Source organism: Tateyamaria armeniaca, from assembly GCF_045797845.1.
GTDB classification, from domain to species: domain Bacteria; phylum Pseudomonadota; class Alphaproteobacteria; order Rhodobacterales; family Rhodobacteraceae; genus Tateyamaria; species Tateyamaria armeniaca.
The window spans coordinates 1,651,759-1,677,936 of sequence record NZ_JBHDIY010000002.1; the positions used below are offsets into that span (position 1 = coordinate 1,651,759).

Genomic DNA, 26,178 nt, shown 5'->3' on the forward strand with positions numbered 1-26,178 from the left:
GTCACACCTGCAAAACGGAACTGACAAGAAGCTGGCTATAGGCGTGCTGCGGATCGTCGAGGACCTGATCGGTCAGCCCAGCCTCAACCACGCGACCCGATTTCATGACCATCAACCGGTCCGCCAGCAGGCGCACAACTGCGAGGTCATGGGTCACGATGATCGCCGAAAGGCCCATGTCGCGTACAAGCCCCCGCAAAAGGTCAAGCAAGCGGGCCTGCACCGAGACATCAAGCCCCCCGGTGGGTTCGTCCATGAAGACAAGACGCGGCCCGGTCACCAGGTTGCGCGCGATTTGCAGTCGTTGCTGCATGCCGCCCGAAAAGGTCGTGGGCCGGTCATCGACGCGGGCTGCGTCGATCTCGACGCGCTCCAGCCAATCGGTCGCCTTGCCGCGGATGTCGCCGTAATGCCGCGCGCCCACGGCCATCAACCGCTCGCCCACATTGCCACCCGCGCTTACGCCCATGCGCAATCCGTCGCGCGCATGCTGGTGGACAAAGGCCCAGTCGGTGCGGCCCAACATGCGGCGCTCGGGCTCGGACATCTTCAGCGTGTCGCGCGGCCCGTCGGTGCGCGTGTCAAATACAACCGCACCGCTGTCTGGTGGCAGATGCCCCGCCATACAATTGAGCAAAGTCGACTTGCCCGATCCACTTTCACCAACGATCCCCATCACCTCGCCGGGATAGAGGTCAAAGGACACGTCGGCGCAACCGATATGCGGCCCGTAATGCTTGGTCACGCCCTGCACGGACAGAAGCGGTGTCATACAGTCTCCTCCGTTGCCGCGGTGAAGGGGTGCGCCGCGGTCATCGCGCCGGTAAAACCCGCTGCTTGCCTGCGTTCGCAAAAATCCGTGTCAGAGCAGACAAACATGCGGCCCCCGGCATCGTCGGTGATCACCTCATCAAGGTAAGAGTTTTCGGAACCGCACAGCGCGCAAGGATGATCCGCCTTGGAAGCCTCAAACGGGTGGTCGTCGAAGTCGAGGCTGACCACTTCCGTGTAGGGTGGCAGCGCATAGATCCGTTGTTCGCGGCCCGCGCCGAACAGCTGGATCGCGTCGCAGTCGCTGAGCTTGGGGTTGTCAAATTTCGGGATCGGGGACGGATCCATGACATAGCGCCCTTCGACCTTTACCGGATAAGCATAGGAGGTCGCGATATGGCCATGGCGGCTGATGTCTTCATAGAGCTTCACATGCATGAGCCCGTATTCTTCAAGCTCGTGCATCTTGCGCGTCTCGCTTTCGCGCGGCTCAAGAAAGCGGAGCGGTTCGGGGATCGGGACCTGATAGACGAGGATCTGGCCGTCGGCCAGCGGTTCCTCGGGAATGCGGTGGCGGGTCTGGATGACTGTCGCCTGCGCCGTGGCGGTGGTCGTCTCAACCCCGGCGGTGCGTTCAAAGAACGTGCGGATCGACACGGCGTTGGTGGTGTCATCAGCACCTTGGTCGATGACCTTGAAGCGGTCTTCGGGTGTCAGCACAGCGGCAGAAACCTGCACGCCGCCGGTGCCCCAACCGTAGGGCATCGGCATCTCGCGGCTGGCAAAGGGCACCTGGTAACCGGGGATGGCCAACCCCTTGAGGATGGCGCGGCGGATCATGCGCTTGGTCTGTTCGTCGAGATAAGCGAAGTTGTAGGCTTGATCGGTCACAGCAGCCCCCGTGCTTGGAGCGCGGGGCGCAATTCCTGCGCGCCAGTGAAATGAATGGCGTCCATGCCAGCGGCCTTGGCGCCGAGGCAGTTGTGCAGGCTGTCGTCGATAAACACGCAGCGTTCCGGCGCAATCTCGGCGCGGTCGCAGAGCAGGCGGTAGATTTCGATGCTGGGTTTGATCATCCCGACCTCGCCGGACACCACCGTTTCACCAAAGACCTCACCCAATTCGGGATGCGCTTTGACGCCTTCGGGCCAGGTTTCGGCAGACCAGTTGGTGATGGTGTGCAGCGGCACCTGCGCCGCGCGCAGTTCATACAGGATGTCCCATGTCCCTGCGATCTTGTTTGGGACCGTTTTGGTGTACTGCGCCACGTAGCGGTTCAGGTGGGCCGCGTCGCCTACATCGTCGAGCAAGGCGGCGGCATCTCCAAAGCGCGCGCCCGCGTCACAGGCGACGTTGATCTTATCGAAATTGATCCGGGACATGAATGCTTTGGCGCCGTCTTCGCCCAGATCATCGACCCATGCGAGGTGCGGCTGCCAGTCCACCAGGACGGCACCGATGTCGAAGACAACTGTGTCGACGGTCATTCCGCAGCCTCCTGCACGTCCGGCACGCCCGCCGCGCGGCGCAGTTTTCGGACCAGTTCCAGTTCGGACTGGAAATCGACGTAGTGGGGCAGTTTGATATGTTCGAGGAACCCAGTCGCCTGAATATTGTCGGCATGGTAGAGGACGAACTCGGCATCCTGCGCGGGGGCACCCACGTTGTCCTCACCCAATTCTTCCCACCGCAGCGCCCGGTCCACAAGCGCCATGGAGATCGCCTTGCGCTCGGTCTGGCCGAAGACGAGGCCATAGCCGCGGGTGAATTGGGGCGGTTCAGTTTTGGAGCCTTTGAACTGGTTGACCGTTTCGCATTCGGTCAGGGTGATTTCCCCGATCTCGACCGAAAAACCCAGTTCCGGGATGTCCATTTCAACGCTTACCGCGCCGATACGCAACTCACCCACAAAGGCGTGGTTGCGCGCGTAACCGCGTTGCGTGGAGTATGCGAGACCAAGCGTGAACCCTTCGTCGCTGCGCGTCAGCGCTTGCAAGCGAAGCGCACGGTCAGCGGGCATCTCCAGCGGTTCGCGGGTGAGATCGGGTGGGTCGTTATCGTCGCTCAACGCCTCTTCGATCAGCCCTTCGCGGTTTAGAAAGTCGGTGACATGGGGCACATCGCCAGATTCCGGCGCGCGCGACGGGGCGACCGGCACCTCACCGTCGGCGGCCAGTTTGAAGTCCAGCAGACGGTGCGTGTAGTCGAAGGTAGGGCCAAGGACCTGCCCAACGGGCAAGTCCTTGAACGTGGCCGAGATACGGCGGTCGCAGTGCATCGCACCGGTATCAACGGGCAAAGACGATCCGAAGCGCGGCAGCGTCGTGCGGTACGCGCGGATGAGGAAGATCGCCTCGATCAGATCGCCGCGCGCTTGTTTGATTGCCAAGGCAGCGAGATCAGGATCATAAAGCGACCCCTCGGCCATCACACGGTTCACGGCGAGGCTGAGCTGTTCGCGGATCTGTGCAACGCTGAGTTCCGCGATGTTGGTATCGCCCCGGCGCTCTTCGGCAAGCCAGGCATGAGCGTTTTCAATGGCGCGCTCACCGCCTTTCACAGCCACATACATCAGCGCACCTCGGTTGTTCGGGGCAAGGCTGCCATTTGGCGCTCGCACGTGAAAATGAAGTCGAGGCCGCGTGGGAACAGCTTTTGGTTGGCTTGGAAGGCTTTCGTTTCGGGCAACAGCAAAGTGGTCTGGTCTTTGATCCCAGGACCGGTGAGCGGTGCACCCGCATTTGCCAGTTCCGCGACCTCTACAATGAGCGTGGCCGAGCGGTCCGGGTATTGCGATGTGCCTGGAGGAAAGGAGGAGAGTGGCTGCAAAGCCTTCCAGGCGCCAACCGCGAACATGCAGTGGCTCGGATCGGTAAGCGGCGCGCCGGTGTGGAAGGCAAGCCACTGCCGCAAAGGTGCACAATTTGCGTCGCCCGCGAGGTGCACCGGCGTGTCCGTATCACAGAGGGTCAACAGCACTGCGGCTGCCGCCGGGGATAGCGGCGCTGGCGGCGTGGCACCGGAAATGTTGTGGATCGTACCCGGACGCGCCATCGCCTCCATCACAGCGCGGAAGGTATGTGCGGCGTCAATCGCAGGGTCGGCAAATCCACCGGAAAGGGTCTTTGCCTGCATCAGTCTTCTCCCCTCACCATGGTGAAGAAGTCCACCTTGGTGGCTGCAGCCTTTGCAGCGCGTACTTGCTTGGCGCTGGCGAGTTCGTCAGCGATGGGGGCCAGGATTGCGTCCCGAATGGACGCGGCCTGATCCGTTTGCATCAGCGCATCGACCAGTGCGGCGGCCTCTGCATCTGCTTTCCGACGCCCTTGGATATAGGCGTGGCCCACCTCTCCGCTGTCCAGCGTGAGCGCACAGCGCGTGATCGTCATCTCGCCGAGATTGAACGGCGCGCCCGTCCCACCAGCGCGACCACGGACCATCGTGCTGCCGATCTCGGGCTTACGCAGCCAACTGAAGGCAGGACGCGGGCCCAGAGCGTCAAGAAGCTCCGCCACCCGGCCTGCTGGCGCCTTGGCCAGCACGCCCATCCGCGCCTGTCGCGCGTCGTTTTCGTCCGTAACGTCTTTCATCTCGACAACTTTGGTAAATCCTATACAACTATACATATCTTATCAGATTGGTCGCATCACAACAGGGGAGATTTGTGAATTTTGCGTAACAGTTCAGGCAAAACACCGATTTGGAAGGCGATTGCCGACAGCCTGCGGAGCGATCTGGCCGAGGGGCGATATAGCCCGGGTGACAAGCTGCCGACGGAAAGCGCGCTGGCCGAACGGTTTGGCGTCAATCGCCATACGGTACGGCATGGACTGTCGGCGCTTGTCGACGAAGGTTTGATCCGGACGCGCCGTGGCGCAGGCGCGTTTGTGGCGGCGCTGCCCACTGACTATCCGATCGGTCGGCGCGTGCGGTTCCACGAAAACCTGATTGCCGCCGGGCGCAGACCAGAAAAAAGGATGCTGCATCTTGAAGAGCGCGCGGCGACGTTGGGTGAAGCGCAGGCGCTTGAGATAGAGGCTGGCGAGTTGGTCTGCGCATATCACGGGTTATCATTGGCCGATGGACAGCCTATCGCGGTTTTTGAGAGCATTTTTCCGGCAAACCGCCTGAAAGGCATTTCGGTGGCGCTCTTGGAAACGAGCAGTGTCACTGAAGCATTCAAAGCCGTCGGTATCTCTGACTACACGCGCGCATCAACACGTCTGACTGCGGTGCGTGCGACGGCGACGCAAGCCCTGCATCTTAACGTCAGCGAGGGCGATCCGCTGCTGCGTTCATCTGGTGTGAATGTTGCAGAACAGCCTGTCGAGTACGGGCGCACGTGGTTCGCCGGGGATCGTGTGACGCTGACCTTGGACACTTAGGCTTCGTATTTGTCGAGGAACGCTGCCGCCGTCAGGCTTCGGAAATCGTCCAAGGTTGCCCGGATATCCTCATGCGACCAATCCCACCATGCGAGCGCGATCAAGCGGTCCGCAATCTCTTTGGGCTGTCGCACGCGCAGCACCTTGGCCGGTGTGCCCGCCACGATTGTGTAAGGGGCGACGTCTTTGGTCACCACCGCGCCTGCGGCGACAACCGCGCCGTCACCTACAGTGACCTCTGGCTTGATCATCGCGCCAGCGCCGATCCACGTGTCATGGCCGATATGTGCGATACGCGCGCGGCGGTGGTCGAAGAAGGCCGCATCACGCTCGGCGTCGTACCAGTAGTCATAGGATCGATAGAGGAAGTGGTGGCATGACGCTGTATGCAGTGGATGATCCGTTGCCCCAATCCGACTAAAGGCGGCGATGTTTGCGAATTTGCCAATCTGCGCGTTGGCAATGTCCGCGTAGCGGTCGCAATAGGAATAGTCGCCCATAGATGAATGCGCGACACGGCTGCCTTTGCCAATTTCGACAAAGGCCCCGAACGTGCTGTCGGTGATCTCGCAGTTCGGATGGATGAAAGGCGCATCCGCTTTAAGCCGTGCCATTATTCTTTGTGCCCGATCAGCTTGCCGCGCAACCAGCCCGAGAACCAGTCCATGAACATCACCATCACGATGATCAGGGTGATGTAATAGGCAACTTCTTCCCAGTCTTTTTGCGTCTGGATCGCCTGCGTCAGCATCAGGCCAATGCCACCCCCGGTGATCGCCCCGATGATTGTGGCGGAGCGGGTGTTGGATTCGAGGAAATAGAGGATTTGCGCCAGCAAAACCGGCACGACCTGCGGGATGACGCCGAAGCGGTAGCGTTGGAGCGGCTTGGCGCCCGTGCTCTCGACACCTTCGATCTGCTTGCCATCCACGTTTTCGAGTGCCTCGGAGAAGATTTTGCCGAAGGTGCCGGTATCCGTGATCAGGATCGCAAGCGTGCCGGTGAGCGGACCGGGACCAAAGGCACGGGCCAGAACAACCGTCCAGATCAACGCATCGACCCCGCGGACAAAGTCAAAAACACGCCGTGTGCCCGCCCGGATCAGCATCAGCGGAGAAAAGCGTTTGGCGGCCAGAAAGGCCAGAGGCAAGGCGAGGATCGCAGCCCCCATGGTCCCGAGGAAGGCCATGAGGATCGTCTCGCCAATGGCCCGGGCCACGTCCTTGTGCCGCCACATGGCGTTGTTCCACCAGTCAGACACCGCGCCCGCGAGGTTGGACCGGTCTTGGTCGACACGGTCGCCAAACAGAAGTTCGCCAAAGCCAACGCCATGATAGGGGCTGTCGAGCGTGAACCAGAACAGTTCCCAGCCGGGGAAATAGTTGAAGACCTCTGTGCGCGCGCCGGTGAGTGTGATCCGCCCCTCAGGCGTTGTGATCGTCACCCGGCGGGAAGAGGCAGAGATCCAGTCTGGCAGGTCGTCTGGCAGGTTCGTTGTGACGGCGCGGCCTTCGGCCTGCGCCTCGATCAGCGGGACGTCCGGGATCTCGATTTCGGTCCGGTTCTCGGGCAGGTACCGCACGACATAACCGGGGCCGAGGTCGATGGTAATGATCTCGTCTCCGCTTACCCAATCGGGGCGTTGGCCGTCGGGGTATGCGCCTTTGCGCTCGCCCTCGACGGCATAGTCAATCTCGCCCGTTCGGTTGTCGCGCGTCACGTGGACCTTGTGCGACCAGATGTCCGACGCGAGGGTCACCGCATTGTCCCAATTGGCGCGCTGGCTCAGGCCGAGGATGTCGAACGCGAAAAAGATATAGACGAAGTAGACGGCGATGATCGCAGGGACGGAAAAGGCGAAGATGCGTTTCTTCTGAAACAGGCGGTCGGCTTCGGCCTTGGCGTCTGTCAGGTTCACGTCGGCAACTGTCATTGGGCCTGCCCTTCTGTAAGGCGGTTGCGGTAGCGGCTCGACACCTGATCGAAGAACACGATGGTCGAGAAGAGCAGGATGAAGATCGCCGCGGCCTCGTCAAAACGGCCTGGCCCCCAGGCCATGGCATTGCGCAACTCGTAGCCAATGCCCCCCGCGCCGACAAAGCCAAGGATGGCAGAGGCGCGAATGTTGATCTCGAACCGTAGCAGGGCGTAGCTGACATAGTTCGGCGCAACCTGCGGGATCACACCCAAAAGCATGCGTTGCAGCCAGGATGCGCCTGTGGAGGCGAGGCCTTCAACCGGTTTCAAATCGGCGTTTTCTGAGACTTCAGAGAACAGCTTGCCCAACGCGCCAGCAGTGTGGATTGCGATGGCGATCATGGCAGGTACGGGCCCGCCGCCGAGGACGAAGATCAGGACCAATGCGATGACGATCTCGGGCACAGCGCGCATGATGTCGGAGATGCGGCGGAAGAGCGGAATGAGGCGGGGCCATTTGGCAAGGCCGCGTGTGCTCAGCAATGACAATACAACGCCGCCGCAAGCCCCGATTATGGTCGAGACGGCGGCAATGTTGATGGTCTCGATCAGGGCCGGAAAGTACTTGGCAATCAGCGCAGGCAGATCAGCACGTTTTTCCCATGCTTCGGACAGCACGTCGCCGGGATAGGCGCCGATATTGGCGATACCGTCCCAGAAGCCACCCGCATTGCGACTGTCGGCGATGTCGAACCCAGCCACCATGAGGACAACGAAAATCAGGAGTGTGAGGCCGCTGTAGAGCCTGCGGCGCTGCACTTGCGCCATATATTCCGACTGTATCGTGTTCACGCTCTGCGGCGCAGAGCCAATGCTCACGTCTGCCATGTCCCACCCCCGAAAAAATACCGACAGCCCCGAGGGGCTGCCGGGCGCGTCATGAAAATGACTTAGCCGCCGATCTTGGCCTTACGGGCCTCGATGACAGAGATGTAAGTTTCGTGGGTGACTGGGCGCGCGCCCAGGTTTTCACCGGCAAAGACGTTGTAGGTGCACTCCTGGTCGGTCTCGTAGAGGTTGTCGACCAGTTCGGTCATCTTGGCTTTCACGTCAGCGGGGAGTGCCTTGCGCAGCACCACCGGACCTTCCGGGATAACTTCGGATTTCCAAATCTGGACCAGTTCGTTCATGTCCACGAGGCCTGCGTCCACGGCCTTGCGCAATGCGCCCGAATTGTAGCCGTCTTCCCAGTTGCCCTGACCGTCGGCCCAGGTCACGCCGCCGTCGATATCACCGTTGTTGACCGCGACGATGGTCTGCTCGTGGCCGCCGGTGAATTTGACTTCGCCGAAATATTCACCGGATTCCATGGTGATACCCTCTTTGTACTGGGGGATCTCGATCGATGGGATCAGGTAGCCGGACGTGGAGTTGGGATCACCAAAGCCAAACACCTTGCCTTCCATTTCGTCCAGCGAGGTGATGCCGCTGTCTTTGCGGGCAAAGCCGATGGAGTGGTAGCCGATGGAGCCATCGAGGTTAACTTTGACCAGAACAGGCTCAACCGCTTCGGGGTCTTGCAAGTAAGTCGCCGCATACGAAGACGCGCCCAGCCACGACATATCCAGTGAGCCGCCCAGAAGACCCTGAATTACGCCATTGTAGTCAGCGGGCGTGAAAATCTTTACCGGAACGCCAAGGGCTTCCTCAGCGTACTCCGCCAGACACTGGTAGGCGTTGACGCGGTCTTGTGCATTTTCGCCACCCAGCAAGCCAATGCGGAATTCAGTGATCTCTTCGGCGAAAGCGCCCGTGCTGAGCGCTGTTGTGGCGGCAAGCGCCAGTGCAATCGTTGTTTTCATGTGTCTCTCTCCATGACGTGTTTCCCCCGCGAACCTGCAGGAAAGGCAACTGGCTCAGACGTATTCCTTGGACCTGTCCAGCGTTTCGATTTCGGTGGATGTGGCGGCTTCGGAAAAGTCCGCGCCGGCCCCGTAGATGTCGCGTGCCGCCCCTGTGGTCAGTTGCTGCGGCGTGCCATCAAAAACGATGCGCCCATCGCGCATCCCGATCACGCGGTCGCAATACCGACGCGCGGTATCGAGGGTGTGCAGGTTGGCGATGACCATGCGCCCATCCTGTTCATGGATGTCGCGCAGCGATTGCATCACCACTTGGGCGTTCATCGGGTCGAGGCTGGCAATCGGCTCGTCCGCCAGAATGATTTTCGGGTCCTGCATCAGGGCACGCGCGATAGCGACACGTTGCTGTTGCCCACCCGACAGCGCCTCGGCGCGTTTGGGCGCTTGTTCCGCAATCCCCAGGCGATCCAGGATTTCGATGGCCTTGTGAATGTCGGCCTGTGGGTACAGGTTGAACATCGTGGCCAGTGTTGAGCGCCTGTTGAGCGTGCCGTGCAGAACGTTCGACACGACATCCATGCGCGGGACAAGATTGAACTGCTGAAAGATCATTGCGCAGCGGGATTGCCAGTTCCGCCGGGCCGCGCCTTTGAGCGCGGTGACATCTTCTCCATCGAAAGTCACGGTGCCTTCGGTGGCGTCACTCAGACGGTTGAGCATGCGCAAAAGCGTCGACTTGCCCGCACCTGACCGCCCGATGATGCCGATCATTGTCGGCTGTTCGACGAAAAAGGTCGCCGCGTCCACAGCCACGTTTTCCCCGAACCGTTTCGTCAGCTTGCTGATTTCGAGCATAGCACCCCCACGTGTTGAGGGCAGCGGTACGCGCCGAATTCAAAAGATTCATGATGGATTTGAATCGTTTTCTTGACGATCTCGTAAACGGAGTGTGACACCGCGGCAGTTTTGATCCGGTGTCCAGCTGGCATCAGAATTTTTGTGTCTGGCGCGTTGAATTTCATAAAACTGTTACATTTGGTGTGCGTGTCGCGTACCGTACAAACATGATTTTGCGTTCGGTTCTTCTCGCCTCTTTGCTTTCCAGCGTCGCCACTGTGTCTGGCGCAAGGATGTCGGATGTAAGCTGCGATGATCGCGGGCGTCTGACCGAAACCCTTACGCAGACGCTCAGAGCCGAGTTGAAAGGTACGGGTCTGCGCGATCCGGAAACGATGCTCGAAGTTTGGGTGACCCCTGCCAACGGTGATTGGGTGATCGTGCAGCATTACGCCAATGGCACGTCTTGCATTGTCGCCATGGGAGCGCACTGGGAAGGCGCGGTCCCCAATCCCGCCTAACCAACAAGCACTGTCCCGAATGGAAATGACCACCCCGAAGGATGGCCACAGCAGTTTCACTGGCTGGAAAGGTTACTCAAGCCCGAAGCAATTTGCGTAGTACGTGACCGTCGCAGGCCAATCCGAGAATATACCGGCGACCCCGACGTCCTGCGCCAGAACATGGATCAGGTCAAAGACCACACCGTCATTGTCGGTGACATCCGCGATGGATTGATAATACCAACCGCCACCACTGGCCAAGGGACCAGAGCGTTCGACCGTCCAGGTGATGATGTTCAGACCTGCTGCCTTGGCTTCTACAGCCAGCGTAGACGGAACAATCTGTTCGCCGTCCAGCGTCACCAGCATCCAGGTGGGCGGCGCAATGTAGTTGATGCCCATGCCAGCCAACTCTTCCATCGTGTTGGGCCATGTGGGCGGGTCCATGGGCGAATACCCATCGAGGTTGTACTCATCCATTAGGTAGACGGCTTGGTCGACAAACTCCGGCTCTGCCTCGATCCAATAAAGGACATCTTCGAGGTTGAACGATTGCAACCAAACGCGGCTTGGGTCGATCCCTGCGGCCTTGTACTCGTCCACCAGTTTTTGGGCATAGTCTTCCTGGCTGAAGCCGTTGAACGGCATGTCCACCGAAGGTGTCTTGAGTTCTGGCGTGAAATCGGCGCCGAGGCTGTCAAACAGGGCGATGGACTCGGCGTGCGTCATCAATTGCGTGCCATCGACGAACAGGTCCGTGCGCCACGGCGCCGTTCCACCCAGGTAGGCCTTAGCGGTCGTTGCGGACGCGTCCGAAGCATCCATTTTGGGGTCCAGCGTTTCAAACTCGGCCAGGGTCAAATCAGATGTGCGGCACTCTGCCGAGGCCTCGGCATCACCGGATGCAGGGCTGAAAGGCGTGGTGCATTTCTGGGCAAGGTCTGTCACGATGATATTGGTCGTGGTGTGCAGGTCGTTTTGGGCATGCCGACAGACCAGCTCAAGATCAGAGGTAAAGGTCACGTCGCATTCCAGAATGCCTGCACCCTGCTGAGCCGCGGCAATGTTGGATTCGACTGTGTGCTCGGGGTAGAGCAGCGGGCCCCCCCGGTGCCCGATGGAAAAATTTGATGGAATGGCCGTCTGTGCGGAGCATGCCAATAGCTGCTGTTTGAGCGGGCTGTCGTCCATCTTTGAGATGAGAAAATCCGGGCGAGCACCATATTCGATCCGTAAATCGCGGCTATGGCCGTCTGCAAAAGCAGGAGTAGCGACCAACATGCAAAGTGAAGCAATGGAATGTGGTTTCATGAGGAGGCATCCTTTCGAGTCGTCAAAGACACCCATCCTCCTGTGCTGTGACTGTTGCGCTACACAGCGGTGAAGTTCTTGTGACACGGATTATCAATCTCGTCCGTCTGGCTGGCGAGTACCGGGTCTGTGAGCGGCGTGATTCAGCATGCGGCAGGGCAAAGTTATTGCAAGCCAATACATAATTCTTTAATTCATGAATTATGGAAGTTAAGATTCCCACCCGCCTCTCCACACTGGGCCATCCACAACGGCTTGCCGTGTTTCGACTGCTCATGCGCCGCTATCCGGATCGTGTCCCTGCGACCGAATTGGCGCACGCGCTCGAACTAAAGCCCAACACACTCTCAATGTACGTGGGGGCCCTGATGCAGGCGGGCCTGGTCACGCAAAAGCGGGTGGGAACCTCGTTGCGTTATGCAATCCACATGGATGCCGTGCGCGAAACCTTCGACTATCTGCTGCGCGACTGCTGCCGCGGTCGCCCGGAAGTCTGTTCCCCCTTTTCTCTTTTGGCTTCGATGGAGACAGTCCAATGACTGATCGTAAGTACAACGTCCTTTTTATCTGCACCGGCAATTCCGCGCGGTCGATCTTTGCCGAGTCCATCCTGCGCAAAGAAGCGGGCGACAGGTTCGTCGCGCACTCCGCCGGAACCAAACCCCAATCCGAGTTGAACCCGTTCGCGCTCGACGTGCTGGAGCAGAACGGGCACGACACCTCCGTTCTGAACGCGAAAAACGTGTCGGCCTTTCAGGGCGAAGATGCGCCTGACTTCGATTTCGTATTCACGGTTTGCAACCAGGCAGCGAACGAGGAGTGCCCAGCATGGACGGGCCAACCGGTGAGCGCTCATTGGGGGATGCCGGACCCGGTAAAGGCCGAGGGCTCGACAGCGGAGAAGAATCTGGCTTTTCACCAGTCTTACGGCGCGCTGCTGAACCGGATCAAAGCCTTTACGGCCTTGCCAATCGAGTCTCTCGACCGGATCGCATTGCAAAAAGCCGTCGATGACATCGCGCAAACAAACGAAGGCGCTTCTGCGTGACGACCTATACCCCAAATGGCCTGAGCAGACAGGTAGACTTGTACTGAAGCTACTCTTGGAACACCGGTGTCGATCCGGCAAATTTTGTGGGCGTCATCACGACCAGAGGGCAAATTGGTGCGTGCCGCAACCGGTTGCGCATGAGCCTTTGCAGTCGTCCCCGCCACTTTGACTGTCGCTGCCCTGGCATCAGATTGCCCGCAGAATTGGCTGATCATCGTCTTGGTTCGCGACGAAAACGCGGCCCCCGAAAGGGGGACCGCGCCAAAACGGAAGACAGGACCTTTGTCAGTTTGTCTGGTCTTCCCACAGGGTATTGTCCCAATAGGGGAAGGGCCGTTCGGCACGCACCTCGAAGGTCATACGGTCTGTGAATTCGCGACCATCTGCCATCACGGCGGTCACCTCGACGATATGGGCGCCCACTGGCAGGTCGGCGGGCATCTCAAGCCGCCACAAGTGCGTTGAACTGTCAGCGATCATCCAGGTTTCGGCAGGTTGCGGGGTCGCGGGACCATAGCTGGACCCCTGCCAGACCTCGAAGCCTTGTGCACGATCCTCACCTTGTGTCGACTGCCAGCCAAACCGGCCGATCGTCATCTGACGTACGGCTGCAAACGGATCGGCCCATTCGGCCCCGGATCGGACATCTTCGCCATTGCCGGCCTGGGTGCGCGTCATTGGCAAATCTGGCCCGCCGTTGATGGAGGCGGAGACTTGCGTGTTACGGTCTCCGATCCACACATTCGCGGTCAGCCACACGGTGCTTTCCAGATCCTGTGGCGTAAAGAGCCGCAGATCCGCCAGATCGTTGACAGTCAGGGGCGGCGTTTCGGCTGCAGGGTCCTCCCGCTCATCGGCCCAGGCGAAGAGTTCGTCAAACCACGTGCGGAATTGCGGCGTGTTGAAACTCAGCGCGATCTGACGCTCCGGCGCGAGGTTCGCAGCGAAGAAGTTCACCTCGAAATCCGAGCCGTCAAAGTCGACGATCATGTAGCCCGGAGGTGTGCCGCCCCGCGCAAAGGCAAGCGGTGTGCCATCGAAATTCAGATCGCCCCAATACCAATTGCCCGACGGTGCACCGCCCACCACATGGTCGAAGGGCAAACGCGTGACACCGACCTGTTCTTCCCAGCCCTGAAACCACTCTCCGGCGGCCAGGTATTCCATCGTGTGGGTGTGGCCGGAAAAGCTGACCGCCGGGCGACCTGCCAGCAGCGCATGGATCTCGGCCAGGTTATCGGTCTGGTGACGACCCGTGTTGCTGTCGATGAACGAGACAAAGGGAATGTGATGCAACATCACGATCAGGCGGTCTTCGGGTATCTCGGCCAATGTGGCCTCAAGCCACTGCATCTGCCGTTCGACCACGCGGCCGTTATAGACCACGCGCTCCGGATCCGCACACGCGTCGCGACCGCCGGGGCCATTATCCTCTGGTCCGCACGGGTAGACCACGTTGTCCAGCGCGATGAAGGTCGCGCCGCCGATGTCGAAACTGTAGTAGGCGGGCCCGTACATCTCGCGCCAGCTGTCTGCAGAATGCTCGTCTGTTGTCGCATCGAAGTCAAAGTCGTGATTTCCGTGAACATAGTATTGCGGCAGGTCGATCACCGACCACAAGTCCATGAACCGAGGCAACAGCGACAGGTCGTCCCCCATCACGTCCCCCAACATGATCACACATTCGGCCGCGCTCAGGTCCTGATCCAGGATGCTGTCCAGCACACCGTCGCGCACATAGCCGATTTCGGTGTTCGAATAGGGTTGGGTGTCACCCATCATGACGCACGAAAACTCGTCGTCCACGCCGGTGCGAATCATCGGAAAGTTGATCGCGGCAGGCAGCGGGCCAGTGGGTGCCAGCCCGCCATACCGCAACGTCTCGGGGGTGCCTTCCGGGAGGTGGTGGTAGAAGAACTGCGGCACGCCGTCCTTATTGACCGGGACATCGTAGGCGGCCGGTTCGTGTACCATAACCGTCATGTTCTCATAGACGGGCAGTGTATAGGCACCGTCGGCATCGGTTGTGGTGACATCGCGCCCGTTCGACACGATCACGCCGGCCACACCCTGTTCGTCCGCTTGGCGCGCCCCGTCTAGGCTGAGGTCATGAAACACATGACCAGTTAAGGTTTCGGCTGCCGGATCGGCACCTGTGCGCACAATATCAATATTGGCGACGTAATCGGTCCGGGCCAGACCGGGCGCGGCCATCACCATCGAGACGGCCGCAAGCAATGCTCCGCGGCCCGTGAACTTCGCAGTCATGGGAATCTCCCTGGATTTACTTTGAGGTTGGCGCAGCCACTTGATCCGCGCCTACACATAGGGTGCCTGAGTCGGATGACGCATGTGTAACAGTCTCGGCAATCCTATGTGACAGCCCGAAGATACGCGAATGGCCGCCGAAATGCGGCAGGCTCGTTACTTGGGTGAACCGGTGTTGCTCACGCGCAGTTCTGAGCCTTTCGGCGATATCAAAAGCTGCAGAAGCGGGAGACAGTCAGCGTTTAATACGGCAGCTTTTCTTTACCCGCAAAGGTCTTAAGCATTGCGATGTGCCCGAGATAGCCTCGACACTTTCCCATTCAACGCGATCCAATTCGAAAGAGTGCCTCTCGTCTGGATCAATTTGCACAGGCTTGTTCGCAGACCGCGTGTTCGCTTTGGCGCGGATTTAGCGTTTGTGGTGAATGACTGCAAAGCGGACTGCGACTGCAGAATTTGGAACCGTGATCGAGTGACGGTTTTGGGCCGCCCTTAATATTGCGGATGGCGGCTTTCGACGCATATCGCCGCCTTGAGTGCGATGCAGCATCCGGTACTTTCGGCTCAATGCGGCCCATCACTGCAACATAACCCCTCAGTTCCCCAGATCGGAATCAAGCGAAGCGCCGATCCATCCACTGCCCGGCAGGCGATATTGCTGCTCTTGGTGCGACAGGCGGGCGGTGCGATTTCTTTGATCCATAAACCGCCCGGGAAGGGGCGTTGTGTCGCCATCCCGAGGACTGGCGAGGGAACGGCGCAGCGGTTTCGCCTCCCCCAAACAAAGTAGGCCGCCCCATAACGGAGCGGCCTTTTCCAGTTTCGCAGCGCAGGTGCTTACAGCGTTAGGCCTGCGTACTTGTTCTTGAACTTGGACACGCGCCCGCCGGTGTCCATCAGGCGCGAGGAGCCGCCCGTCCAGGCGGGGTGCACCGAGGGGTCAATGTCGAGCGACAGCTGGTCGCCTTCCTTGCCCCATGTCGATTTCATTTCCACGACCGTGCCGTCCGTCATCTTGACGTTGATCATGTGGTAGTCGGGATGCGTATCGGCCTTCATGCCTTGGCTCCTTCGGCTTTCGGTTTGTAGTTGGACACTTCTGCGATCCGGGCGGACTTGCCGCGACGCGAGCGCAGGTAGTAGAGCTTGGCCCGGCGCACGCGGCCCCGGCGCACCACTGTGATGCTGTCGATGTTGGTCGAATAGAGAGGGAACACACGCTCGACCCCTTCGCCGAAGGAAATCTTGCGCACGGTGAACGAGCCGGCGATGCCGTGGCCGTTGTTGCGCGCGATGCAGACGCCTTCGTAGTTCTGGACCCGGGTGCGGGTCCCTTCGGTCACTTTAAAGCCGACACGGATGGTGTCCCCGGCTTTGAAATCGGGGATGTCTTTCCCCAGGGCGGCAATTTGCTCCGCCTCGATCTGTGCGATCACGTCCATTGACGTATCTCCTAATTATACTCGTGGTTATTCCACGAAGGTTATGTGCGCCTCAGAGCTCTGCGTCTTCACCGGGTCCGCCGTGGCGCCCGCCAGAGGTCAGGTCATCGTTCCTTGTCTCATCTTCCCTTTGTGCTGTCTGAAACGCGCCGAAGAAGGCACCACAGCACAAAAGATCCGGTCGGGTAGACCCCCGAGTCGGAATGAGCGGTGTATAGGGGTGGTATGGGCAACGATCAAGTGGGTAAAGCAGTGCCCCGGCATCCCGGCGACGCGCTGTGTGATCAGGTCGGAATTGCCGACCGGCCCTGTGCGCGCATTTCCTCAAATCGTTGTGGCAGGGCGCGGCGCAGGATCGAAAGCGGGATTTGCGCTTCGGAGTTCAGGTGGTCTGTCAGATTGGGCGCAACGGGGGTTTCGCGTCGCAGGGCCGCCTGGACAGCAGGCCGTGGTGTCAGATGGGAAGGCGAGGCCTCTGCACTCTCTTGTGGGGCAAAGCGGGTAAACTTCTTGTCGGCATCAGGTGTGCTTGGCGTGCCTGCGCCGGTGTCCACAAAACGGGTGAACCGCTTTGGCTTTGACTTTGATATGTCCCGTGCCGGTGTCTGTCCGAACACTCCGAATAGCTTGCTCACGTGCTTGTCCCGATGTCTGTTTGCGACAACGGTGTTCAGGAAATCTGGCAAAACTTAGCCGATCAACCAAAAATGCTGTGAATTTGTGGGAAATGCGGGATTTATGGCTGATCTTTGCGTTTTTGCCACAAGTCTGGGCGCCGTTCCTGAGTAAGTTTCTCGGACATCTCTTGTCGCCAGGCCGCGATTTTTCCGTGATTGCCGGACATCAGCACTTCGGGAATGTCGCGGTCTTTCCACGTGGCGGGCTTGGTGTATTGGGGGTGTTCCAGCAGACCCGTGGCATGGCTTTCGTCGACAGCGCTTTGTGCGTTCCCTAGCACGCCGGGCAGAAGGCGCACGGTGGCGTCGAGCATCGCCTGCGCGGCAATCTCCCCCCGGTCATGACGAAATCCCCGAGGGACACTTCGCTTACGCCCCAGTGTTCCAGCACGCGCTCGTCCACGCCCTCGAACCGGCCACACAGCATCGTCACCCCGTCACAGCGCGCCAGATCGCGCGCCATCGCCTGATCAAAGGGCCGACCGCGCGGCGACATGTAAAGGATCGGCCAGCGCCCGCGTGCATGGGCCTGCGCCTCGGCCAGTGCAGCACTCACCACGTCTGCGCGCAGCACCATGCCCGCTCCGCCCCCGGCAGGTGTGTCATCGACATTGCGGTGCTTGCCGACGCCGTGTTGGCGCAGGTCGTGCGTGTGCAATTGCCACTTGCCGTCCTGCAGGGCCTTGCCAGTCAGCGACGCGCCAAGCACGCCGGGAAAGGTTTCGGGGAACAGCGTCACAATGCGGGCCTGCCAGACGCCGACCAGATCCGGGGCCTCGTCCATGAGGGAGGTCGGTGTCAGGGTGGGTCGGATCGCCTTGCGTCCGTGCGATTTCGTGGGTTTGCTCATCTGGCTTCCGCTTTGGCGAGGATCGCCGGTTTGGCGGCCTTGCGCGCCGTACGGTCCGGGTATGCGCGGTTTGCGGTCAGAAGTTCAAGCAGGAGATGTTGACGGCAAATTGTGCGCCCAGCCTAGAATAACCCTTCGGGCGGATCAGCGACGATACTACCGGCGGCAAGGTCAACTGTGGGCACAACTTCGAGTGTGAAGGGCACCAGCACTGTGGCGCTGCCGCCGGGCAATTGCACTTCGAGCAGGTCGCCCGCGCCGTGGTTCTGCACCGATTTGACCTGACCCAAGGTGGCGCCGCCAGTGTCGAACACCTGCAGGCCGGTCAGGTCGGAATAGTAGTATTCGTCATCCGGCAGGCTGGGCAGTTGATCGCGCCGCGCAAACAACTGCGTGCCCTTGAGCGCGTCCGCCTGTTCCTTGGTTGCCACCTCGGCGATGCGGGCCACAAAGCCGTTCTTCATCGGGCGGATCAGGGCGAGGGCAAAGCTGCGCGATCCGTCTTCGGTGCTGAGCGGGCTGTAGGTTTCGATGTCTTCTGGGTCGGCGCAAAAGGACTTCACACGCACTTCGCCATGCACCCCGTAAGAGCCGCTGATGGCCCCGACGCAGATCAGATCGTCACTCATTCCAGCACACTCCGTCGTGCATCTTGCCACCTGCACCCGCACAGGCATCCGCTGTCTGGCTGCGCTCGAACATCAGGCCTGCCACGAAGGCGATCATAAGCAGGACGGGCGTGCGGGTCAGGCTGAACATGGGCACCTTTCAGGGCGTAGCGGGGCCTAAGCATTTGCGCCACATGGGCCACCTTTGTCCAGAGCAGGCTTGCGCGAAGATCGGGGGTGGATAGAGTGGTGTGATCTGCATCACGGGATGCGGGATGGAGATTTTATGTCGGTTTGATCCGGGCACATGCCCTGTTGACCCATCCGTGGGTTTGCAATCCAAAAGCCAAGCAAGTCGTCCCCGGACGGCCCCTTTGGCCTGTGCCCGACATGCACCCCGAAATTCCTGAATTCAAACTGACATAAACGAGGATGGCCAATGCCAGACCAATACGAAACGCGCGCACCGCGCGACACTGATATCCCTTTTCTTGCTGCAATCGCAGATGCCACGCTGTTTCCGGGTGAGATGCTGGGCGACATGATCGCCCCGGCCCTTGCCGGAACGAGTGAGGATCTGTGGCGCGTGGTGGAGTGCGATGGAACTCCCGTCGGCTTTGCCATGGCCCAGCCCGAGGCGATGACCGAGCGTACGTGGAACCTGCGTGCGATTGCGGTTGATCCAGACTTGCATGGTGCCGGTGCGGGCACCGCATTGCTGCGCGCGATGGAGCAGGCCATGGAAGAGGCACGTCTGATCGTGATCGACACGACGCAACTGCCGGAGCAGGACAGGGCGCGTCGGTTCTATGTGGCGCGGGGGTATCGCCATGTTGCCACGATCCCTGCCTTTTTCGGCGCGGACGAGGACAAGGTGACCTTTGTCAAATCCATGACCTGAGTTGAAAAGCGCCAGCCCCGACATCTGTTGGGGCGGGCGCATTTGCCAAAGGTGACAAAGCGTCGTTGGTTTGGGCTGATTGATCGGTCGGCTGGACGGCGAAACGCCTCAATGCAAAAAGCCCGCCTCTGTGTTGCACAGGGCGGGCTTTTCACATGTGCTGTCGCGCGGATTACTCGGCGGCTGCTTCTTCTTCGGCGGGTGCCTCTGCGGGTGCTTCTTCTGCGGGTGCAGCTTCGGCTTCGGCAGCGGCGGCCACTTTGGCGGCTTTTTCTTCTGCGCGCTCTTTGGCTTTCTTGCCGGGCTCGCCTTTTTTCAGGTTGGCGCGCTCTTTCTTGGGCATCACGCCTGCAGCTTCGAGCATGCGGGCGATCCGGTCGGTGGGCTGTGCGCCCTCACCGAGCCAGTATTGCACGCGCTCGACGTCCATTTTCACGCGGTCTTCGCTGTCTTTGGCGAGCAGCGGGTTATATGTGCCCAGCTTTTCGATGTAGCGCCCGTCGCGGGGCATACGGCTGTCGGCGGCAACGATGCGATAGAAGGGGCGTTTCTTGGAGCCGCCGCGGGCGAGGCGAATTTTCATGGCCATGGTGTATTTCCTTTTGTTTTCAGTTTGGTGGTGGGCATATTGCCCACCCTACGATTGGTGTTGACGATGGTGCTGAATGACTTCAGCGATGATGAAGTTCAGGAACTTCTTGGCGAATTCGGGGTCGAGATCGGCCTCGTTTGCCAAAGCTTCGAGCCGTGCGATCTGGTCTGCCTCACGGGCAGGATCACTTGGCGGAAGGTCGTGTTCGGCCTTGAGTTTCCCCACGGCTTTGGTGTGTTTGAACCGCTCGCCCAGCGTATAGACGAGGATCGCATCGAGGCGGTCGATGCTGTTGCGGTGCTCGGCGAGCACCTGAGCGGCTTTGGATACAACGTCAGTCAAGCGCCCATCCTTTCGGTGTGAATTTCGGATCGGCGTAGTGCCCGATCTCCATCTCGATCCCGTGGCTGAGCTGGGTGTCGTTCAGTTGGGCCGCGGACGGGTGACGGTAGACGGCGTCCGAGCCGTCGATGCCGGGTGCGTCGGCGTCTTTTTTCGCGCCAAGCCGTTCAGCGAGGCGGATGCTGTCGAGGTTCTTGGGGTCGATGTAGCTGACTGCCCCGTCCCAGCCGTTTTTGTAATAGTGTTTGCGCACCGCGTGGGTCGCTTCGAGTGCGTAGCCCTTGCCGGATTTGTCGGGCCAGATGATCCACGCGATTTCGCGTTCCGGCCAGCCTGCGGGTTGCCATCCGCCGGCCATGCCCAGCGTTTCGTCGGTGTTCTTGTCGTGGATCATCCACATGCCAAAGCCGCGAATGTGCCAGTGTCCGATTTCGGCGGAGTAGAGCATCCACGCCTCGTAAGGGTTGAGCGGCCCGCCCATGAAGCGTGACCGATAGGAGGCGAAGGTCGCCTTGAAGTTCGGATAATCCTCGGCCCGTGGTCCGCGCAAGGACAGGCGTTTGGTTTCCAGTGTGGGGATGCGGGGTGTCGTCATGTCCACCCCTCCGCATGTGGCTGTTCGGCCCTGTGATGACGAAACACTGCGGTTTCATCTGCCGTTTCGCCGTCAGGGCGCTGCGCGTCTGGATCAAGCGTTGCGCCAAGCCGCGTCGCCAGCGTTTCGGAGCGCGCGTTGCCGGGCGTAATGTAGCTGACCAATGTGCTTGATTGAGTGCGGCGCCAATACCAGCGCAGGGCGGCGGTGGCTGCCTCAAGGGCATACCCTTTGCCTTCGGCTTCGCCCTTCAGCGACCAGCCCAATTCGGGTTCGGGGAAGTGATCGGGCTGCTGAATGGCGATTTCGCCAACCCATGCTCCATCCGAGTCGATCATCCAGCCGCCAAAGCCGCTGAGTTGCCACTGCGCCGTGGCGTTGCAGAAAAAGTCCCAGGCCACGCGTCGCGAAAACGGGCCGCCCATATGCGCGCTGCGTGGGTCGGCCAGCATGGCGGCATAGTCGTCAAAGTCATCGCGCAGAGGCGCGCGAAGGGTCAGACGCAATGTCCTCAGCGTGGGGATATCGAACGTCGTGGAGGTCATTTTTTCTTGCCGAACCCTGACAGACCGGGGGGCAGGGCCATGCCGCCGCCGCCCAGGCCGGGCATCTTGCCGCCAAGCTGTTTGGCTGCCGCTTCAAGCTGTTTTGGGTCCATGTCGGCAGGCATTCCGCCGGGCATTCCGCCCTTGCCACCCATCATGGCCTTCATCGCCTGTTTCATCATGCCGCCTTTGCCTTTGCCGAGCTTCTTCATCATGTCCGACATCTGGCGGTGCATCTTGAGCAGCTTGTTGAGGTCGGAGACTTCCATGCCCGACCCGCGCGCGATCCGTTTCTTGCGGCTGGCTTGCAGGATCTGGGGGGCGGCGCGTTCCTTTTTCGTCATCGACTGGATCATGGCGATCTGCTGTTTGAGGAGCTTGTCGTCGAAACCGGCATTCGCCACCTGTTTGGACAGTTTGCCCATGCCCGGCATCATGCCCATCATCCCTTCCATGCCGCCCATCTTGAGCATCTGTTCCAGCTGCATGCGCAGGTCGTTCATGTTGAACTGACCTTTGGCCATGCGCTTCATCATGCGCTCTGCCTGTTCGGCCTCGATGGTTTCCTGCGCCTTTTCGACGAGCGCCACGATGTCGCCCATGCCAAGGATGCGGCCTGCGATCCGCTCGGGTTCGAAGGTTTCGAGCGCGTCCATCTTTTCGCCAAGACCGACGAACTTGATCGGTTTGCCGGTGACGGCACGCATGGACAGGGCCGCACCGCCGCGCCCGTCGCCGTCCATCCGTGTCAGCACGACGCCCGAGATGCCGATGCGTTCGTCAAAGTTCTGGGCGGTGTGCACGGCGTCCTGACCGGTCAGACCATCGACCACCAGCAGGGTCTCGCGTGGATTGGCAACGTCGCGGACCTGTTCGACCTGCGTCATCAACTCTTCGTCGATGGACAGGCGCCCGGCAGTGTCGAGCATATAGACGTCATAGCCGCCCATGCTGGCCTGCGTCTTGGCCCGCTTGGCGATCTGGACGGGGTTTTCGCCCTTGACGATGGGCAGAGTGTCAACGCCGATCTGCGTGCCGAGGATGGCGAGTTGTTCCATCGCCGCCGGGCGGTTCACGTCGAGTGACGCCATCAGCACGCGCTTGCCGTCGCGGTCCTTGAGCCGTTTGGCGAGTTTGGCGGTGGTCGTGGTTTTACCACCCCCTGCAGGCCGACCATCAGGATCGGGGCGGGCGGGCTGTCGATGCGCAGGGCACCCGGTTCGCCCTCGCCCTTGAGCGTGTCGATCAGGGCGTCGTGCACGATCTTGACGACCTGCTGCCCCGGCGTGACGGATTTGGTGACGGCCTGACCGGTGGCCTTGTCCTGCACCGCCTTGACGAAATCGCGCGCCACGGGCAGCGAGACATCCGCTTCCAGAAGGGCCACACGGACTTCGCGCAGGGCGGTTTTGACGTCATCCTCGCTCAGCGCGCCCTGTTTCGTCAGCCGGTCAAAGACACCGGAGAGGCGTTCGGATAGATTTTCAAACATGGGCCATGCTCCTTGTGCGACCATTGACGTTAACCTGACAGGTAAGGTCAGGCGGCGATGTTCCCAAGGCGGCAAACGAAAATCACCCCCGTGGGCGCAACGCGCTGACGGAGGGCGATCCCGGGTTTATCCCAAGGGACCGGAAACTGTGATGCTTCCGGGTGTTGTGCGCGGATTAGGGAGCGCGCGGTGTGAGTCAAGGGCAGGGGCTGGCAGGGCCCGCTTGCGGGCTACGGCGCGTGGCGGCGGGCGCAGGCTGTGTGTTGCCCGCGCCCATCGGCGATGTCATTTGATCTTGAACGCTTTCTTGATCTTTTTGATCACTTCATTCGCTTTCATCTGAATTTTGTTCTTTTTGACATAGGCTTTGGCGCTTCTGGGCCCGTCCTTTTTCTTGTCGGCTTTGAGCATTGCGGCGACGTTGGCGAGGGCCTTTTTGTCCGAAACGCCCAGTTCATCCATCAGTTCGGGCTGTTTCTGTTTATGATACTGCTTGAAAAGCGCACCGACGTGGTGTGCCTTGAAGGCTGCGTCTTTTTCATAGAACAAATCCACGAACTCACCGTTCGTAAAATTTACAGTGTCTGCAATGGCGAACTTGTAGACGTTGTCCCATTCCTTGTTCTTCCAGTCCTTTGCCTTGCCCAGACGTTTGGCCGCGACCAGCGCTTCGGATCGGGCATTGACGTGCCATTTTGCGCTGTCACTGAAGAAGTCTTTGAATTGGGATTTCGGATCCTGCCTTTTGTTTGCAGCGTCCAAGAATTCATACGCGTTTTCACAGCCTTTTTTCTTCAGAAATGCACGAAACATGGGCCCCAGAGTTGCGTCTCCCAGAATCTCTTGGCAGTCGTCGGAATAGCTAATTCCATCTAATTTGAACATGTCGTCCTCGTGTGTCTGGTGTTTCAAATTGCGTTCTGAAGAGGAAACACGGGACTTCGGGATCTTATTCGAACGGGAACGAATTTTTATTCAGGCGCGGCGTCGAACCTGGCCTTGGTGGGGCGATCTGGTGATGCTGTATCGGCGTGCTACCGACAGGCACTGACGCGCTTATGCCGATAGGCGTCGGTAGCTGCGCAGCCAGTCGTTGATGGCATCTGCGGCGTGGCGGGGGCCGTTACCGGACACGTAAGCCTCGACCATTGGATAGGGCGGGGTGGTGTCGTGAAAGGTCAGTGTCGCGCGGGCGGTGTCGGAAAACTCTTCGACTTCGGCCCGGCGCACCACAGCAAGCGGATAGGTCGCCGCGCGATAGGACAGAAGGGTGCGCCGCTGCACCGTCAGCGTGCCTGCGGAGGCATCGAAAATCACCTGATCGCGCTTGATCGCCAGCGCGAAAATGCCGAGTGGTACGCCCGCACCTGCGGCCACAGTGATAAGCCCTGCAACCTCACCCTGCGCCATCAGGGCCAGACCTGCCGCCGCGCAAGCCACGATGCATACGATCAGCCCGCCCCCCAGCACCCAGGGCGCGTGGGCAAGGATCAGTTGCGAGGGCAGGTTGCGCAGCACGGTCATGTGCCAAGTCTAGGCGTCGATTGCGATGATCGTCCAGCCGGTGTGCTGTGTCTGCCTGGCCTTGGGGCTGCGAAAACCCCTCTGACTGGGATCAGAGGGGTGTTGAGTGGTGGTCTTTGAAAAGGATTTGGATCAAGCGGCCAGCTTGCCGATGGCATCCTGCGCGTTTGCGATCGCCTCGGCCCCGTTCGCCATCACGCGATCCGCGGCGATGATTTCGACGTCATTGATGCCGATGAAGCCCAGCACGTGTTTCATGTAGCCCGTTGCAAAATCGATGTCGCTGCCGACCGGTGTGCCGCCGGTCGCGACGGCCAGAATGGCGCGTTTGCCTTCCAGTAACCCTACGGGACCTGTTTCGCTGTACTTGAACGTCACCCCGGCCCGCGCGACGAGGTCGATCCACGCCTTCAGCGCTGTGGGGATGCCAAAGTTGTAGACAGGTACGCCGATGACGAGCGTGTCGGCGGCCTTGATCTCTTCGATCAGTTGGTCTGACAGGGCCAGCGTATCCGTCTGGGTCGTGTCGCGCTGATCGACCGGGGTGAAGTTGGCGTTCACCCAATCCTCGGTAATCTGCGGCAGGGCATGGGTCAGGTCGCGGCGGATCACGGGGCCGCCGAACCTGGAAACGATCCGGGCGGACAGGTCACGGGTGACCGAGCCTTGCAGGCGGGCGGAACTGTCGATGTGCAGAATGGTCATGGTCGGGTCCTTTCAAAGGAGTTGTGTGTCTGCCCTGATATTTGAGCCTTGCAAATTCGAACGCAATTGCTGAAACTCAACAGCATCTGTTTGCATTTGCACATGAGGGTGCGGCATGGACAACTGGGATGAAATCAAGACAGCCTATCAGGTGGCCCGTATGGGCACGGTCAGCGGAGCCGCCGAAGTGCTGGGCGTGCACCACGCCACGGTGATCCGCCATATCGACGCGCTTGAGGGCCGTTTGGGCGTCAAACTGTTTCAGCGCCACGCGCGCGGCTACACTCCGACCGAGGCTGGGGATGATCTGTTTCGCGTCGCGCAAGCCACAGACGATCAGTTCAGTCAGCTTGTGGGTCGCATCAAGGGGCGCGGCACCGAGGTGTCGGGCGAGTTGGTGGTGACGTCACTGATCGCGATGGCCCCGCGCCTTGCCCCGGTGCTGACCGCGTTCCAGCAGGAACATCCCGATGTCGTCGTGCGCTATCTGACCGGCGACCGCCTGTTCCGCCTTGAATATGGTGAGGCGCACGTGGCCATTCGCGCAGGCAATGCCCCTGATCAGCCGGACAATGTGGTGCAGCCCTTTGTGCGCCAGTCTGTGGGGCTATACGCGACCAAGGGGTATATCGAGGCGCACGGGCATCCCGGCCCGTTGAAGGATTGCAGCGGCCACCGCTTTGTCTGCCACGATGCGACCGACAATCGCGCACCGTTCAACAAATGGCTGCGCAGCCAGATCGACGAAAAGTGGATCACCTTCCGCTCGACCGATGTGCGGGCGCTGGAACAGGCGGTGCTGGCCGGGGCGGGGATCGGGTTTCTGCCTGTGATGGAAGCGCGCGAAAACCCGGACCTTGTCGAGATCATGGAGCCGAGCGAGGATTGGTCGGCCCCGCTATGGCTGGTCACCCATGTGGATCTGCACCGCACCAACAAGGTGCAGGCGTTCCTGACCTTCCTCAAGGATCGCTCCAAAGACTGGAAAGTGCTGTGAGAT

At 60.2% G+C, this 26,178-nt stretch carries 28 protein-coding genes and 4 pseudogenes; 5 read left to right on the forward strand and 27 right to left on the reverse strand.

Annotated elements, in window-relative coordinates:
* Position 1: 1 nt before the first annotated feature.
* From phnK to phnG, 6 genes are read right to left on the reverse strand one after another with little or no spacing between them, the layout of a single operon-like run.
* Positions 2-772, reverse strand: coding sequence for a phosphonate C-P lyase system protein PhnK (gene phnK, locus ACERZ8_RS08280; protein ID WP_407591759.1), 771 nt, complete (start codon positions 770-772; stop codon positions 2-4).
* On the reverse strand, positions 769-1,662 hold the full coding sequence (locus ACERZ8_RS08285) for an alpha-D-ribose 1-methylphosphonate 5-phosphate C-P-lyase PhnJ (protein WP_407591760.1): 894 nt from the start codon (positions 1,660-1,662) through the stop codon (positions 769-771). Before ACERZ8_RS08285 ends, phnK begins: the two co-directional genes overlap by 4 nt.
* Positions 1,659-2,258, reverse strand: a complete 600-nt coding sequence (locus tag ACERZ8_RS08290) for an HAD-IA family hydrolase (protein ID WP_407591761.1) — start codon at positions 2,256-2,258, stop codon at positions 1,659-1,661. Before ACERZ8_RS08290 ends, ACERZ8_RS08285 begins: the two co-directional genes overlap by 4 nt.
* Positions 2,255-3,343, reverse strand: a complete 1,089-nt coding sequence (locus tag ACERZ8_RS08295; protein WP_407591762.1) for a carbon-phosphorus lyase complex subunit PhnI — start codon at positions 3,341-3,343, stop codon at positions 2,255-2,257. Before ACERZ8_RS08295 ends, ACERZ8_RS08290 begins: the two co-directional genes overlap by 4 nt.
* Positions 3,343-3,906: a phosphonate C-P lyase system protein PhnH gene (gene phnH, locus ACERZ8_RS08300; RefSeq protein ID WP_407591763.1), complete on the reverse strand. Its 564-nt coding sequence runs from the start codon at positions 3,904-3,906 to the stop codon at positions 3,343-3,345. Before phnH ends, ACERZ8_RS08295 begins: the two co-directional genes overlap by 1 nt.
* The gene (gene phnG / locus ACERZ8_RS08305; protein ID WP_407591764.1) at positions 3,906-4,361 is read right to left on the reverse strand and encodes a phosphonate C-P lyase system protein PhnG; all 456 of its coding nucleotides are present in this window, start codon (positions 4,359-4,361) and stop codon (positions 3,906-3,908) included. Before phnG ends, phnH begins: the two co-directional genes overlap by 1 nt.
* 81 nt (positions 4,362-4,442) lie before the next feature.
* Here phnG and phnF point away from each other — a divergent pair, with 81 nt between their 5' ends.
* Positions 4,443-5,156 (forward strand): phosphonate metabolism transcriptional regulator PhnF, encoded by a 714-nt coding sequence (phnF, locus tag ACERZ8_RS08310; RefSeq protein WP_407591765.1) that lies wholly within the window; start codon positions 4,443-4,445, stop codon positions 5,154-5,156.
* Here the strand turns inward: phnF and ACERZ8_RS08315 are convergent.
* The 5 genes from ACERZ8_RS08315 to phnC all read right to left on the reverse strand — a co-directional run bounded on the left by ACERZ8_RS08315 (position 5,153) and on the right by phnC (position 9,790).
* Positions 5,153-5,770, reverse strand: a complete 618-nt coding sequence (locus tag ACERZ8_RS08315; protein ID WP_407591766.1) for a DapH/DapD/GlmU-related protein — start codon at positions 5,768-5,770, stop codon at positions 5,153-5,155. The genes phnF and ACERZ8_RS08315 overlap by 4 nt on opposite strands.
* A complete protein-coding gene (gene phnE, locus ACERZ8_RS08320) occupies positions 5,770-7,089 on the reverse strand; it encodes a phosphonate ABC transporter, permease protein PhnE (protein ID WP_407591767.1) in 1,320 nt (439 codons plus the stop codon). Before phnE (ACERZ8_RS08320) ends, ACERZ8_RS08315 begins: the two co-directional genes overlap by 1 nt.
* Complete coding sequence (phnE, locus tag ACERZ8_RS08325; RefSeq protein WP_407591768.1) at positions 7,086-7,961, reverse strand: phosphonate ABC transporter, permease protein PhnE; 876 nt, start codon at positions 7,959-7,961, stop codon at positions 7,086-7,088. Before phnE (ACERZ8_RS08325) ends, phnE (ACERZ8_RS08320) begins: the two co-directional genes overlap by 4 nt.
* Before the next feature lie 62 nt (positions 7,962-8,023).
* On the reverse strand, positions 8,024-8,935 hold the full coding sequence (gene phnD / locus ACERZ8_RS08330; RefSeq protein WP_407591769.1) for a phosphonate ABC transporter substrate-binding protein: 912 nt from the start codon (positions 8,933-8,935) through the stop codon (positions 8,024-8,026).
* Between the two features lie 54 nt (positions 8,936-8,989).
* Positions 8,990-9,790 (reverse strand): phosphonate ABC transporter ATP-binding protein, encoded by an 801-nt coding sequence (gene phnC / locus ACERZ8_RS08335; protein ID WP_407591770.1) that lies wholly within the window; start codon positions 9,788-9,790, stop codon positions 8,990-8,992.
* Between the two features lie 275 nt (positions 9,791-10,065).
* Here phnC and ACERZ8_RS08340 point away from each other — a divergent pair, with 275 nt between their 5' ends.
* Complete coding sequence (locus tag ACERZ8_RS08340; protein ID WP_407591771.1) at positions 10,066-10,293, forward strand: hypothetical protein; 228 nt, start codon at positions 10,066-10,068, stop codon at positions 10,291-10,293.
* Between the two features lie 72 nt (positions 10,294-10,365).
* Here the strand turns inward: ACERZ8_RS08340 and ACERZ8_RS08345 are convergent, their stop codons facing one another.
* Positions 10,366-11,556, reverse strand: coding sequence for a glycerophosphodiester phosphodiesterase family protein (locus ACERZ8_RS08345; RefSeq protein WP_407591772.1), 1,191 nt, complete (start codon positions 11,554-11,556; stop codon positions 10,366-10,368).
* Between the two features lie 233 nt (positions 11,557-11,789).
* On the opposite strand from ACERZ8_RS08345, the pseudogene ACERZ8_RS08350 reads away from it, so the two are divergent.
* Positions 11,790-12,634, forward strand: a pseudogene (locus tag ACERZ8_RS08350) (arsenate reductase/protein-tyrosine-phosphatase family protein).
* Between the two features lie 288 nt (positions 12,635-12,922).
* On the opposite strand, the gene ACERZ8_RS08355 reads toward ACERZ8_RS08350, so the two are convergent.
* The 7 genes and pseudogenes from ACERZ8_RS08355 to ACERZ8_RS08385 form a co-directional block, all read right to left on the reverse strand.
* A complete protein-coding gene (locus ACERZ8_RS08355) occupies positions 12,923-14,905 on the reverse strand; it encodes a calcineurin-like phosphoesterase C-terminal domain-containing protein (RefSeq protein ID WP_407591773.1) in 1,983 nt (660 codons plus the stop codon).
* A gap of 837 nt (positions 14,906-15,742) precedes the next feature.
* On the reverse strand, positions 15,743-15,964 hold the full coding sequence (gene rpmE, locus ACERZ8_RS08360) for a 50S ribosomal protein L31 (RefSeq protein WP_299722767.1): 222 nt from the start codon (positions 15,962-15,964) through the stop codon (positions 15,743-15,745).
* Entirely contained in the window at positions 15,961-16,347 is a 387-nt protein-coding gene (rplS, locus tag ACERZ8_RS08365; RefSeq protein WP_299722770.1) for a 50S ribosomal protein L19, read from the reverse strand. Before rplS ends, rpmE begins: the two co-directional genes overlap by 4 nt.
* A 284-nt stretch (positions 16,348-16,631) precedes the next feature.
* A complete protein-coding gene (locus ACERZ8_RS08370) occupies positions 16,632-16,982 on the reverse strand; it encodes a hypothetical protein (RefSeq protein ID WP_407591774.1) in 351 nt (116 codons plus the stop codon).
* 101 nt (positions 16,983-17,083) lie between these two features.
* A pseudogene (gene trmD / locus ACERZ8_RS08375) lies at positions 17,084-17,874 on the reverse strand (tRNA (guanosine(37)-N1)-methyltransferase TrmD).
* Positions 17,875-17,996: 122 nt separating this feature from the next.
* Positions 17,997-18,503: a ribosome maturation factor RimM gene (gene rimM / locus ACERZ8_RS08380; protein WP_407591775.1), complete on the reverse strand. Its 507-nt coding sequence runs from the start codon at positions 18,501-18,503 to the stop codon at positions 17,997-17,999.
* Positions 18,496-18,633: a hypothetical protein gene (locus ACERZ8_RS08385; protein WP_407591776.1), complete on the reverse strand. Its 138-nt coding sequence runs from the start codon at positions 18,631-18,633 to the stop codon at positions 18,496-18,498. Before ACERZ8_RS08385 ends, rimM begins: the two co-directional genes overlap by 8 nt.
* A gap of 480 nt (positions 18,634-19,113) precedes the next feature.
* Here ACERZ8_RS08385 and ACERZ8_RS08390 point away from each other — a divergent pair.
* Positions 19,114-19,383 (forward strand): annotated as a pseudogene (locus tag ACERZ8_RS08390) (GNAT family N-acetyltransferase); the annotation flags it as partial.
* Positions 19,384-19,555: 172 nt separating this feature from the next.
* Here ACERZ8_RS08390 and rpsP read toward each other — a convergent pair.
* The 8 genes and pseudogenes from rpsP to ACERZ8_RS08430 form a co-directional block, all read right to left on the reverse strand.
* A complete protein-coding gene (rpsP, locus tag ACERZ8_RS08395; RefSeq protein ID WP_407591777.1) occupies positions 19,556-19,972 on the reverse strand; it encodes a 30S ribosomal protein S16 in 417 nt (138 codons plus the stop codon).
* A 48-nt stretch (positions 19,973-20,020) separates the two neighbouring features.
* The gene (locus ACERZ8_RS08400; protein WP_407591778.1) at positions 20,021-20,317 is read right to left on the reverse strand and encodes a chorismate mutase; all 297 of its coding nucleotides are present in this window, start codon (positions 20,315-20,317) and stop codon (positions 20,021-20,023) included.
* Positions 20,310-20,912 carry a GNAT family N-acetyltransferase gene (locus ACERZ8_RS08405; protein WP_407591779.1) on the reverse strand — a complete coding sequence of 201 codons (603 nt, stop codon included), beginning with the start codon at positions 20,910-20,912 and terminating at the stop codon, positions 20,310-20,312. Before ACERZ8_RS08405 ends, ACERZ8_RS08400 begins: the two co-directional genes overlap by 8 nt.
* Positions 20,909-21,457 (reverse strand): GNAT family N-acetyltransferase, encoded by a 549-nt coding sequence (locus ACERZ8_RS08410; RefSeq protein ID WP_407591780.1) that lies wholly within the window; start codon positions 21,455-21,457, stop codon positions 20,909-20,911. The genes ACERZ8_RS08405 and ACERZ8_RS08410 overlap by 4 nt, the downstream gene beginning before the upstream one ends.
* Positions 21,454-22,949: pseudogene (gene ffh, locus ACERZ8_RS08415) on the reverse strand (signal recognition particle protein). Before ffh ends, ACERZ8_RS08410 begins: the two are co-directional and overlap by 4 nt.
* Positions 22,950-23,234: 285 nt before the next feature.
* Positions 23,235-23,711, reverse strand: coding sequence for a hypothetical protein (locus tag ACERZ8_RS08420; protein WP_407591781.1), 477 nt, complete (start codon positions 23,709-23,711; stop codon positions 23,235-23,237).
* Between the two features lie 294 nt (positions 23,712-24,005).
* Entirely contained in the window at positions 24,006-24,473 is a 468-nt protein-coding gene (locus ACERZ8_RS08425; protein WP_407591782.1) for a hypothetical protein, read from the reverse strand.
* A 132-nt stretch (positions 24,474-24,605) separates the two neighbouring features.
* Positions 24,606-25,178 carry an FMN-dependent NADH-azoreductase gene (locus ACERZ8_RS08430; RefSeq protein ID WP_407591783.1) on the reverse strand — a complete coding sequence of 191 codons (573 nt, stop codon included), beginning with the start codon at positions 25,176-25,178 and terminating at the stop codon, positions 24,606-24,608.
* Positions 25,179-25,293: 115 nt separating this feature from the next.
* Here ACERZ8_RS08430 and ACERZ8_RS08435 point away from each other — a divergent pair, with 115 nt between their 5' ends.
* Positions 25,294-26,175 (forward strand): LysR family transcriptional regulator, encoded by an 882-nt coding sequence (locus ACERZ8_RS08435; protein ID WP_407591784.1) that lies wholly within the window; start codon positions 25,294-25,296, stop codon positions 26,173-26,175.
* Positions 26,176-26,178: the final 3 nt, after the last annotated feature.